The following is a 12689-nucleotide window of genomic DNA, read 5'->3' as shown; positions in this document are numbered from 1 at the left end:
TTTTTTAAACCTCTAGACTTTCCTCAATGGATCTCAAAAGACATGGGGTTGCAGATAAGCCTAACTTAGATAACCAAGGGAACACCTTGAAATTTTCTACAAACTGGGTAAGACGCTTCATTCCGCGCTTGAGTATAGCCAAAAAAATTGGTTACGGTTATTCCTTGGCTATCGGCATAGCGGTTTTAGGAACAACGATTGGTCTAATTAGCGGAGACTATTACGAAAAGAAGGCTCAAAAGCAGCTAATAATTGCCGAGAAGCAGCAAAATCTCCTCAGTAACTTAGAAAATGCTGTTGGTGAACTGCGAGCGCACCCACAGCGGCTGGTTATTGTACTAGGAGAACCAATTTGGTTTGACTACGAAACTGCTAAGTTTTTTACAAGTGTTAGTCGGAGCCAGACAATATTATCAGAATTCCACTCTTTTATAGACAGCTACCCCGATAATTTAGCAACAAAGCCTACAGATTTAAAGAATTTATTGAATGGTTATGAAACCAATACCGAATCCTACACTCAGTTAATTAAGTTTCTCTGGCGGCAGATTGATCCCGCTAACTTGAAAACAGAAGAAATTTCGGTAGCGCAGCAAAAGTTCTTGAATTCTATCACAAGCAAAACAGCGACTAATATCATTGTTAGTTTCGACCGATTAGCAGAGAGTTTAACTAGGCTGAAAGAGACAGCAGAATCTCAACAGATAGAAGCAAAAAACAAGCTTGGGCAAGCTGAGACACTAAGGCTGCAAATTATTGTTGGGAGTATGCTGCTGTCAGTGGCGATCGCGGTGGCGTTGGCGATTATTACGGCTCGTGCGATCGCTCGTCCCCTCGAAGCAGTCACTCAAGTTGCCAGAGCCATCACTCAAGAATCTAATTTTGACCTCCGCAGTCCAGTTACCACTGAGGATGAAGTGGGGTCATTAGCAACCTCTCTAAATTGCCTAGTGCAGTGGGTAGGAGAATATACCCACGAACTAGAGTTAGCTCGTCAGACACTAGAGGAGCGAGTAGAACAACGAACCGAGGAATTGACACAAGCGCTTCAAGAACTCCAACAAACCCAATCTCAACTCATTCAAACTGAAAAAATGTCCAGTTTGGGAGAGCTAGTTGCAGGTATCGCTCATGAAATTAATAACCCCATCAATTTCATCTACGGTAATCTGGAACACGCTAACGTTTATACGCAAGAACTGCTTAATTTAGTACATCTGTATCGGCAGCAGTACCCTCACCCTACCCCTCTTCTTCAACACGAGATTGAAGCAATTGACGTGGACTTCCTTACGGAAGATTTTACCAAAATCCTGTCTTCTATGAAGATGGGCACTGAACGTATTCGGCAAATTGTTTTGTCTTTGCGAAACTTCTCCCGGCTAGATGAATCTGAGATGAAACCAGTCGATATCCATGAAGGGATAGAAAACACGTTGTTGATTCTCAATCACCGCCTTAAGCGGGGAATTGAGGTAATCAAAGAGTATGAAGATTTGCCTCTCGTTGAGTGTTACCCAGCTCAACTCAACCAGGTATTTATGAATATTATCAGTAATGCAATTGATGCTTTGGAAGACACCAAGAGCAAAAATGAGAGACAGGAAGAAGCGGAAGCAATAAACAAGGGCTTTCCCATCCAAAATAAAAAAATAATAACCGAAAAATCGCAGATTCTGATTCACACGGAACGGTTCAAGTCTAACTATATTCGGGTAAGAATTCGAGATAATGGTTTTGGAATTCCTTTGGAAATTAAAGACAAGCTGTTTAATCCCTTCTTCACAACGAAGCCGGTAGGTAAAGGCACTGGCTTAGGACTCTCCATCTGCTACCAAATCGTTGAAAAGCACAAGGGGAAAATCGAGGTAATTTCGGAGTTTGGACAAGGAACAGAGTTTGCGATCGCATTGCCGATAAAAACTCACAACTAGCGTTAGGTCTTAAAAGAACTGCTATAGCAATCCGATTTGAGTTGTGAGATGCCAGCGAAAGCGAGATCCTAGGGCAACTCTTCCGAAGTCCGGGATCTCGGTTTCGCTGTGAAGAGCGCATCCCTTTGCTAAGGCTACAAAAAAGGAGGCAGAAGTTTATCTGTTGCAGACAAACAACAAAATAGTATATCGCTTCACGCGCAAACCCCGTCCTCTCTATCGTTGCCTCGCAGATGGATGTTAAATTGTTTAAGATCCTCTGCAAAGACTTTCACAGCTTGCCCCCAAAGAGCGGCTGCTGTCTTGAAAGCAAAGTTTTTTCTAAATAACTTTAGCAGGAGTCCTACGACCCACTCTCCCCCATTGAGATAGAGCAAAGATGAATCGTGCCTTTTCACCCCTCCAACAGTTTCTAATCACTTGGCTGCTCGTTCTAACAAGCGGTTGGGTGACGATTTTGGCTCTGAGATATGTGGGTGAGTTGATTAGCATTTTGCTGACCGCCGGACTGATTGCATTTTTTCTTAACTATGCTGTTGCCGTTTTGCAAACTTTCTTGCCCCGGAGTGTGGCAGCAATCTTAGTTTATTTAATAGCAGGCTTAACTCTGGTACTCATTGGCCTGACTGTAGTACCGCCAGTGTTTAATCAGGGGCGGCAATTGGTGACAAATTTACCTTCGCTCCTAGAGTCTGGACAACAGCAATTAGCCGCCTTCCAAGCTTGGAGTGCCGAACACAATTTACCGTTTGACGTGCGAATTTTGGCTTCTGAGTTGTTGGCACGAGTACAAGCGCAAGCCCAAGCGATCGCTACCAGAGGTTTTGGCTTAGTATTAGGCACTTTTAACTGGTTTTTTGACTTAATTCTAATTCTCGTTATTTCTTTTTATATGCTCATTGATGGTGAGCGAGTTTGGCGGGGACTGACGAGTATTTTCTCATCCAAAATTAAAGATGGTTTGACAGAATCATTGCAACGAAATTTGCAGCGATTTGTGTCAGGTCAGGTGTTATTGGGTGTGTTTATGGCAACGACTCTTTCCCTCGCATTTTGGGCATTGCACGTGCCATTCTTCCTAGTATTTGCGGTTTTTATTGGGTTGATGGAAATCATTCCCTTTATCGGAGCAACTTTAGGAATTGCCACGGTTGTGATTGTGGTAGCGTTTATCAATTGGTTTCAGGCGCTGCAAGTCTTAGCCATAGCGATCGCACTTCAGCAGATAAAAGATAATTTGGTCGCACCCCGAATTATGGGCAATTTGACAGGTCTATCGCCAGTGATTATCTTTGTCTCTCTCCTACTCGGAGCGAAATTGGGGGGATTGTTAGGAGTGATTCTAGCAATTCCCCTAACAGGTGTCGGGAAAAGTCTTGCAGAAATTGTCCTCGATCCCATGCTGCCACCTCAAACCGGATCGTTTTTTCACAACCCCTTTGCGAAGGAAGTCGTTATCACCACAGAGGAGCAAAGGGGAATTCCTAGCAATTAGCAATTCCTTAAATTTCCTTAACCCAAGATTGAATGCGGCTGAGCGCTGTTTCTAACGCAGATACTATCTCAGTCGCTCCTCCAAGTTGGTACTGAGAGGCGAGTTCCTCCAGCTTTTGGGCATTGCTTCGCATCCCCTCTACTCCGACGTTGGCACTCGCACCTTTGATGTGATGAGCTTCTTTTGCAAGACTATCAAAGTCATTGATAGCGATCGCTCTTTTCACCGATTCTAGATGAGCCTGAACTTCCGTGAAGAACATTTGCAACAGTTCCAACTCAAACTCCCTGCTGCCCTCAGAAAGTTGATGCAGATGTTCCCAATCCACTAAATCTTGTAAAGACGAGAATCTCGTTTCTACATCTTCCCGTGTGGCAATACCGCCACTGGTGGGATTTGCATCCTGAAAAATGACTTTCGTCCAATGCTCAATTACCACTGCTAACTGTTCCCTTGATACTGGCTTACTCAAATAGTCATCCATCCCAGCATCAAGACAGCGTTTGCGGTCTTCTTTCATCGCGTTAGCGGTTAGAGCAATGACAGTGGTACGGCGCGAACCTTCTCCTTGTCGCCGCCGAATCTCTCGCGTTGCTTCATAACCATCGAGAATCGGCATCTGACAGTCCATCAGGACTAAGTCATAGGGAATTTTTTCCAATAACTCTACGACTTCCTTCCCATTCGCAGCGACATCGGCTTCATAACCCAAAGTGTTTAGCTGCTTGAGGGCAACTTTTTGATTAATCAGATTGTCCTCAGCTAGCAAAATTCGCAACTTGCTTTGGGGAATTGGAATTCGGGAAGGTTGGGGTGAAAAATTCTTCTCCTCTACTTCTTTGCCTACCTCTTTGCCTCTGTCCCGCTGTTCCTCTTGCTTCCCCAAGATGGAGACAATGGTATCCAATAAGCGAGATGGCTTGACTGGCTTAATCAAATGGGCAGCAAATCCTGCCTTCGTCGCCCGTTGTGCCTCCCCTCGCTGATCGGCAGAAGTGAGCATAATCAAGGGTAAATTAGCCAGCATAGGATTTCCTTTGATTTGCTCGCCCAAAGTAATGCCATCAACGTTGGGCATTTGCATATCAATCACCGCCACATCATAGGGAATTCCCCACTCCAGAGCTTCTTGCAAAACTCTCATGGCGGCGGCAGCACCATCCGCCTCATCTACTTGCATTCCCCAGTGCGCCGCCTGAGAGCGAACCACTTTGCGGTTCGTGGCATTGTCATCAACTACTAGCAGACGCCGTCCCGCTAGATTGGTAGAAGTTTGGATGGGTGGTGTTATCCGTTCCGCTTGCTTTTTGAAAGGCACTGTAAACCAAAACTTGCTTCCCTTCCCTGGTTGGCTCTCAAAGCCAATTTCTCCTCCCATTAAGGTGACGAGCTGTTTGCAGATGACCAGTCCCAAGCCGGTGCCGCTATACTGGCGCGTGGCAGAGGAGTCTACCTGGGAAAAGGGTTGAAACAATTGGCTCATATTTTCTGGGGTGATGCCAATGCCCGTATCGGTGACAGAGAAGCGAATCGTTACCACGTCCTCTGATTCGCCCTTCCCAAGAGAATTTGCGGCGGTGTCTGATTGTAGTTCTGCCCTGACCACAATTTCACCAGCGTTGGTGAACTTAATGCCATTGCCAATCAGATTGGTGAGAATTTGCCGCAGACGACCGACATCGCCTTGGAGGTGGGTGGGAACGTTGCGATAGACCAAGGCAGCAATTTCCAGATCCTTGGCATGAGCTTGGGGAGCTAATAAATCTAAGACTTCTTCTACACAAGTAGATAAGTCAAAGTCTAAAACTTCCAGATCCATCTCTCCAGCCTCTAGTTTGGATAAGTCCAAAATCTCATTAATCAGGCACAGCAGGGCATCTCCACTAATGCGAATCGTTTCAACAAAATCCTTTTGCTCTGTAGTCAAGGGCGTGTCTAAAAGCAGCCCAGTCATCCCCAGAACGGCATTCATGGGGGTACGGATTTCGTGGCTCATGTTTGCCAAAAAGGCGCTTTTGGCTTGAGAAGCTGACTCAGCTTGGTGACGGGCGATCTCTAGTTCCTGGCGCTGGAGGGTTTCTTCTTCTAGGAGTTGGGATTGAGCCAGGGCAATGCCGACTTGGTCTGCGAGTTGTTGCAGCAGTTCGACTTCAAAGCTAGACCACTGTCGGGGTGAGGTGCATTGGTGGGCAATCAGCAGTCCCCAAAGTTCGTTTTTCTGCAAGATCGGGATGACTAATTTTGCCTTGACTGCCAAATGCTGCAAAAATTCCCGATGACACGGTGAAATCTCAGCATTTTCTACGTCAGCCACAATCCTGATTTTTCCGTGGCAGTAGTCCTCATGGTAAGCTTCGGGGAAGATTTCCGCACTGAAAGTTTGCCCTAATAAGGCGGGCAGACCAGAAACGACATTTTCGGTGACGATGGTACCCGTTTTATCGGCTGCCAGACGATAAATCACTACCCGATCGCACGCGAGAGATTTTCTGACTTCGGTAACGGTGGTTTGAAGAATTTCTTCGAGTTGTAAGGACTGGCGAATTTTTAGGGTAATTTCGGAAAATAATTGCGATCGCAAGTTCTGCCGCTTTAATTCCTCTTGTGCCTGTTTACGCTCGATCCACAGGGCAATCCTGTCCGCTGCAAATTCCAGCGACTGGAGAACAGATTCATTGAGGGGTTGACGAGCAAATATTGCCATCACTCCCATCACAGAGCCTTCAATAATCAGGGGATATCCAGCGAAGGCGACCATTCCTTCCCGCACCGCCCATTCTCTATCCAGAATCTGAGGATCGTCTACAACAGAATTGGTTAGGTAGGGTTGGCGAGTTTGGGCAATTTTGGCGATTTTCAGGGTGCCGATCGGAACGCGGCGATATAAACCCTCAACCTGCGCGTACATCCCAGCACTGGCTTGCAGTTCCAGCATCCTCTCTTCCCGGTTGAGCGTCCAGATCCGCCCAAATGCTGCGTCCAAATACTTCACCATTGCCTCGGTGCAGCGCTGCAAAATGCTTTGCAGGGTGTCGCTTTGAGTGAGGGCAGAATCCACCTCGGCGCGGAAGTGAGCGAGACGGGCTTGCAGCGCTAATGCTTCTTGTGTCCTTTTGTGGTTGGTAATGTCCCGCGTCACTTTGGAGAATCCGCGCAGGTTTCCAGCGTCATCATATAAGGCGGTTACGACAGCGTGCGCCCAAAACCGCGAACCATCCTTCCGCACGCGCCAGCCTTCGGCAACGCTATTCCCTTGAGCGATCGCGATTTCTAGTTCGCTTTGCGCGATCGCTTGTTGATTTTCTCCTGGCTCATAAAAACAAGAAAAATGTTGACCAATGATTTCCTCCGCTCGATATCCCTTAATCCTTTCTGCTCCCGCATTCCAGCTCACAATATATCCCTTGGGGTCGAGCATATAAATTGCATAATCTTTGACCCCTTCTACGACTAAGCGGAAGCATTCTTCGCTTTTTCGCAGATCCTCCTGCGCCTGCTTGCGACTGGTAATATCTTCAGAAATCCTTAATAAATACTGTGAGTTTCCTTGGGCATCTAAAATCGGTAATTTTTTAGTATGTAATATTCTTAAACCTTTATCTTTTGTCTGTATCCGCTCTTCTGGGATATCTAAAATTTTTCCGGTTGCCAGCACTTCTCGATCGGTGGCGGTGAAAAAATCTGCTTCTTCTTTGGTAAACAAGTCATAGTCATTCTTTCCCAGCAACTCTTCAGGGTTACGACCAATTAATTTTTGACCCGCTTTATTGAAACGCACAAAATTAAGTTCTTGAGCATCCTTGACGAAAATAATGTGGGGAATATTTTCGACAATTGAGTTCAGAAATGTCTGGGTATTCCGCATTTCTTCTTCATGACGCTTGCGCTCGGTAATGTCATGAGCGACTGCGTAGATTGCTTGCTGTTCAGACAAGGGCGTTGCTTTCCACAACAGCCATCGATAAGAGCCGTCTTTGCAGCGGTAGCGATTTTCAAAAGAAATTGTATCTATACCTGTAGAAAGTTGTTGCACTTGGGCAATCGTTGCTTCCCGGTCGTCTGGATGCACAAATTCGATAAACGGTTGGCTTTGAAGTTCCTCATTGGTGAAGCCGAGAGTCTTTGACCATGATGGATTTAGACGTTTAAAATAGCCATCCATCCCGGCAATACACAGCATATCTAGAGACAGGGTGAAGAATTGAAGCTGTTCTTCTTGTGCCTTGTCGCGCTGTTTTATCGCCTGTGCCAATTCACGATTATTCCGTCGCAACTCCAGTTGCGTCATCACCTCCCGGCTGAGTGCTTGCAGCGCCACCCGCTGTTGGGGACTCAAATCTCGCGGTACGGAGTCAATTACACACAAAGTTCCCAGTGCCAAGCCTTCTGGGGTTAACAAAGTAGCACCCGCGTAAAACCGGATATTCGGATCGGAAGTCACGAGGGGATTATTGGCAAACCGCTCGTCAGTGGATGCATCGCGGATAACAAATAGGTCGGTTTGCAGGAGAGCATGGGCACAAAAAGCAATATCACGAGGAGTTTCCTGAGCCGTGATGCCAACTTTTGATTTAAACCACTGCCGATCCGTATCAACTAAGCTGACGAGGGCAATTGGTGTACCGCAGATGTGTGCAGCCAAAAGCGTCAGATCGTCAAATGCCTGTTCTGCGGCGGTATCGAGGATTTCATACTGCTGTAGCGCTTGAATCCGTTCTGGTTCGTTTTCGGGTAAAGGTGCTTTCATCTACGTTTTTGAAGGGTAGCATTCTAATTTTTACAGGTGTATTCAAAGCAATGCATATTTGTAAAGTTATTCAAATCGAGGGCGATCGCTATATCTCCTGCCTCGTTATGGCTTCCCTAAGAGCGATCGCCCAAATTTTCTGTTAACATCCACAAAAATGCCGATTGCAAGAAACTGCTGGAACGTTCCAGATTGCCTGCTAATGTAAGTAATTATACAGACAATAAATTTCCGCTCATTTAGGCAAGAGTGAAATCATTCATCATTTCTATGACCAAGCAAGAATACCTAAAAATTCTATTAGTTGAAGATAGCCTTGTGAGTCAGACGGTTGTATTTAAACAGTTAAAGAAGTTAGGGTATGAAGCAAATGTTGCTGCTAATGGTCAAGAAGCATTATGGATGAGATCCCAAGGAAAATATGACCTAATCCTCCTCGATTGCCAGATGCCGATACTAGACGGTTATGAAACTGCACAAAGAATTCGTCAATTAGAAGGTGATGCGCGACAGACAATCTTGATTGCAATGACTGCCAACGGCATGAAAGCAAATCGGGATCGCTGTCTAAAGGTCGGCATGGATGATTATCTACTTAAGCCGGTTCGTGAGGAAGAGTTGGCAGCTAAATTAGAAAATTGGATTGAAGTTATTATTAAAAATAAGCAGGCAATCGCATCCTCATCTGCCTCCTCATCTATAGATTTAACAAGTAAAATTATTCCCGTTGACTCCAGTGCCAACCCGGACGAGTCAAGCGTCAATGACTGGGTGGATTTAAATCGCTTAGACGATATAACCTTGGGGGATCTGAAATTGCGAAACGAAATTCTACAAGCCTTTTTAGAAGATACAAAAGTAAACTTATCATCGATAAAATCAGCAACTTTTTCTAAAAATTTTGAAGTGATTGAACATAAAGCCCATCAAATTCGGGGTGCTAGTGCGAATGTTGGCGTCAACAAATTAAAAAATTTAGCCGATCGATTAGAACTTCAGAGCCAACAAAAAAACTTTAAGGAAGTGACTCAATTGGTAATTCAAATAGAAAATCATTTCCAAAAGATTCAATCTTTTTTGTTTGAGATAATTGACTGGGAGAGGGTGGAGGGTGAGACTCCAGTCCTTCTTCACGCTAATCGGACTGGAGGGACGCAGGTTGGTTCCACGTCAAAAATTTTAATTATTGATGACGATCCTAGCGTTCGGTTAGTCGTCAAAAACTCACTCCAACTTCTAGGTCATGAAGTCATAGTAGCGGCGAATGGTGAAGAGGGATTAAGGAAAGCAAAGCAGCTACACCCTCATCTAATTATTTGTGATTGGATGATGCCAGTCATCAATGGGCTGGAAGTGTGCCGTCAGGTTAAATCCGATCCAGAATTATCTTTGGCATTTTTTATTTTGCTGACGATTCGTGGGGATGTAAAAGACCGGGTGGAGGGTTTAGATACTGGAGCTGATGAGTATCTCCCAAAACCAATTGATATGAGTGAATTACGGGCGCGGGTGGGCGCGGGATTGCGATTGCAGCGGTTAACGCAAGAATTGAGCGAAGCGAATCAGGCACTGCGACAAGCGAATCAGCAATTGACTGCCCGTAATGAATTGCTAGAATCTTTGTCGCTGACCGATCAGTTAACAGGTTTATTAAATCGGCGGGCAATGGATCAGGCATTGCCTCATATGCTGCGGCAAGTCGGCAACCGCGATGCGAATACTCGCTACCGTTATTTGTGTGTATTTCTGATTGATGTGGATCATTTTAAGCGGGTGAACGATACGTATGGTCACACAGTGGGGGATTGTGTGCTGCAAGCGATCGCCGGACGACTACAATCCAATGCACGCCCTAGCAGCCTGTTGTATCGCTATGGCGGTGAAGAATTTGTCTGCATCACCCTGGGACTGAATCTGCACAATGGTTTAGAGTATGGTGAAAGTTTACGCTCTTGCATCGCCGAATGCCCTTTCAAGATTTCTAACGATCTGCTGCTACCCATTACGATTAGTATCGGTGGCGCGATCGCTAGCGCTGTTAATTTAGTTGATTCTCAAGATTTATTACATCAAGCCGATCGAGCGCTTTACAGAGCTAAGCATGAAGGTAGAAATTGCCTGCGAATGTTTTCATCGTGGGAAAATATTGTTGAGATGGGTCACGCTTAAATTAGTTTGGAGTTGCTAATCCTCTCAACGATGCGATCGGAGCGTTACAGTAATGCTTGCACTTCAGTATTTACCGTTGAGCTTTATTAATAGAAATTTTTAATTTCAGGATAGTGAAAATAACAAATGCAACTATTTTTAAATTAAAACTATATAAACAAATAATTATATTTTATTTGATTTAATTATCAGCATTTTTAGAAAATTTTACTTAAAATTAAAATTATAAAAATCATAAAACAATGAAATTTAATTTCTGATTCTCGATTGCTTTTCAGTGGCTGTACAGGAAACAAAAAGTCAATAGCAGTGATTCCGAGCCTAGCAGAAGGATGCCCAAAAGTTTAGATTTGCCGCCAGTCATCAGAGTAAAATTAAGATGGTTTAAGAGCCTGACAAGAGAACTTCAGACAAGCGAGGAGTGCTAGTTGCAAGACCGCTGCGCTTACCCCGCATCCGCTTGGCGATGCTGTGAGGAGGGAGGAAATGAAAAATTTCAAACCAGGAAGCGTAGGAGCGATAACCGCAGGCCCATTTAGTGATTTTCAGGGTGTGGTAGTCAAGTTGCAGCCTGGAGAAAAGATTGTCGTTGAAGTCGAAATATTGGGTCGCAAAGCAGAAATCACCCTAAATCAAGAGCAATTCGAGTTACTGGGTGAAGACCCCCGTCCCCGCTTCCGGGACGAGATTGAAAAAGATATCGACCAGATGCTTCAGGAGGAATTTGATAATTGGTGGCTGAAGCAGTTGGATCGACCAGAGGATGATTTAGTTGCCGAGTGGTCTGCTTTCTGTGCATTTCGTCAAGAATTTGAGGCGAAAGCTGCCGTAGAACGACAGACTTTGCTCAATGCTTTTGAAGCATCTTTTACAGCGATCGCAGAACATGGCGTTTCATGGGCAAAACAACGCTGGGAAACAGAAACAGAACGCTGGACGCCAAACGCCTATCGGCACGAAGAATTCTACAAAGCTGCGCGTCAGCAAATTAAAGAATGCCCTGATGATTCAGGTCATTGGACGGATATCTGGCGACATCTGTGGCAAGCGGCAAATGAACGTTCCTGGAAAGCGGAATATATGGCATGGCGTCAGGAAAATCTGCCGGATGCTGCCACGATCGAGCAGATGCGCTTAAATGCCCGACAAAAAGCCCAAGCGTTGGTCGAAACCGTGCGATCGCTGGTACAACAAACCCACGGCTTGACCTTACCCGACCATGTTTTTGCATTCTGGGCTTTCTGGCTCAGCTTAACTCCGATTGAGCGGCAAGAAATGCACTGGATTGCAACACCTTGCGGTTTGTTTGATTTATTCAGTGAAGAAGGTTTGCAGCGAAAACCCATACCAGAACTTGACCATCGCTTACATTACCGCTATTACCGCGATCCGCCGGAGTTTCTCACTTTGCTGTACGGGGGCGGCGATGGTCTGCATTTTGGTCTTTGGTACGATGACCCCAGAGAACTGCCCACGGGTGTGATGTATTACTGGAACAACGATGGCATTCCCGTCTGTGATGACGGTTGTCAAACATTGCTCCAACAGGTTCGCTTCCAAATCGAAAAAGCGGTCTCTCAGCTGGAATATGACCGCTATGACAACGATTCTCGGCATCGACGAGTTAGACTCTCAGCACTCCGCGATGCGGTGATGATGTTTGAAACGGCGGAACGCCCTGAAATGGGAAGTCTGTATGAGAAAGCCTACAAACAACAGCGGCTGGGTGCCAGGATTGCGACTGAGGATGGTGCGGGGGTGGCAATTCCCGGCTTCAGCGCCGAAACTTTCCCTCAGCGCGATCTTGAAGTAATCAGAACGGCTATCTTAGGGGATGCCCCCATTGTCCAAGACTGGATTGCGGCAGCACTAGAAGCTTGTGCCGAGGGTCAACCGGCTGAGGCGCTGGCATTCGGTCGTGACTTGCACTGGCTTTCCGGCGGGAATCCAGAACGAGAAGCGGCTGCTGCCAAACTGCTGGATGCTGCCTACCGCGCACTCGGTCGAGATGCTTTGGCTGCGATCGCATTCGTCCATTTTCAAAAGCGATCGCTCCAGTCAGTGAATATTTATTAGCGATAAAGTTATAGCTACCAGAAATAGTCAGCGATCGCGCATTACAAAGCACGAATTTCTTGCCGTATTGGGTAAAGAACTTTTAAACAATACTCTTGCGTTGATGTCATTTAAAGCCCTTAATTTTAGCCCTCAATGACACCTGTAATCAAAGATATAGCAATCGCCAAGGTAATTAGGACGACAAGCATAAGACATGCTCGATTGCATCTCGCAAACAATTAAACTGGTCGAGTTGTTTGCGGATGCGGCTCTTGAGCCAAGACCA

Annotated in this window: 5 protein-coding genes and 1 pseudogene; 4 read left to right on the top strand and 2 right to left on the bottom strand. The window is 45.7% G+C overall.

The features are described 5' to 3' along the window. Positions 1-26: 26 nt before the first annotated feature. Together NC997_RS16895 and NC997_RS16890 are read left to right on the top strand one after the other, a co-directional pair. Positions 27-1934, top strand: a complete 1908-nt coding sequence (locus tag NC997_RS16895; protein ID WP_190526399.1) for an ATP-binding protein — start codon at positions 27-29, stop codon at positions 1932-1934. A 379-nt stretch (positions 1935-2313) separates the two neighbouring features. Then, positions 2314-3429: an AI-2E family transporter gene (locus NC997_RS16890; protein WP_190411785.1), complete on the top strand. Its 1116-nt coding sequence runs from the start codon at positions 2314-2316 to the stop codon at positions 3427-3429. Positions 3430-3436: 7 nt separating this feature from the next. On the opposite strand, the gene NC997_RS16885 is transcribed toward NC997_RS16890, so the two are convergent. Then, positions 3437-8176: a PAS domain S-box protein gene (locus tag NC997_RS16885; RefSeq protein WP_190526397.1), complete on the bottom strand. Its 4740-nt coding sequence runs from the start codon at positions 8174-8176 to the stop codon at positions 3437-3439. A 270-nt stretch (positions 8177-8446) separates the two neighbouring features. Between NC997_RS16885 and NC997_RS16880 the strand changes: the two genes are divergently transcribed. Together NC997_RS16880 and NC997_RS16875 are read left to right on the top strand one after the other, a co-directional pair. Then, positions 8447-10345: a response regulator gene (locus tag NC997_RS16880; protein WP_190526395.1), complete on the top strand. Its 1899-nt coding sequence runs from the start codon at positions 8447-8449 to the stop codon at positions 10343-10345. Positions 10346-10831: 486 nt separating this feature from the next. Next, on the top strand, positions 10832-12421 hold the full coding sequence (locus tag NC997_RS16875; RefSeq protein ID WP_190526393.1) for an ADP-ribosylation family protein: 1590 nt from the start codon (positions 10832-10834) through the stop codon (positions 12419-12421). Between the two features lie 175 nt (positions 12422-12596). Here the strand turns inward: NC997_RS16875 and NC997_RS16870 are convergent. Beyond that, a pseudogene (locus tag NC997_RS16870) lies at positions 12597-12689 on the bottom strand (IS630 family transposase); the annotation flags it as partial.

It is taken from the genome of Trichocoleus sp. DQ-A2 (genome assembly GCF_039961915.1).
In the GTDB taxonomy this organism is placed as follows: Bacteria; Cyanobacteriota; Cyanobacteriia; order Cyanobacteriales; family FACHB-T130; genus FACHB-T130.
This window is presented reverse-complemented; position numbering and strand designations above follow the sequence as displayed.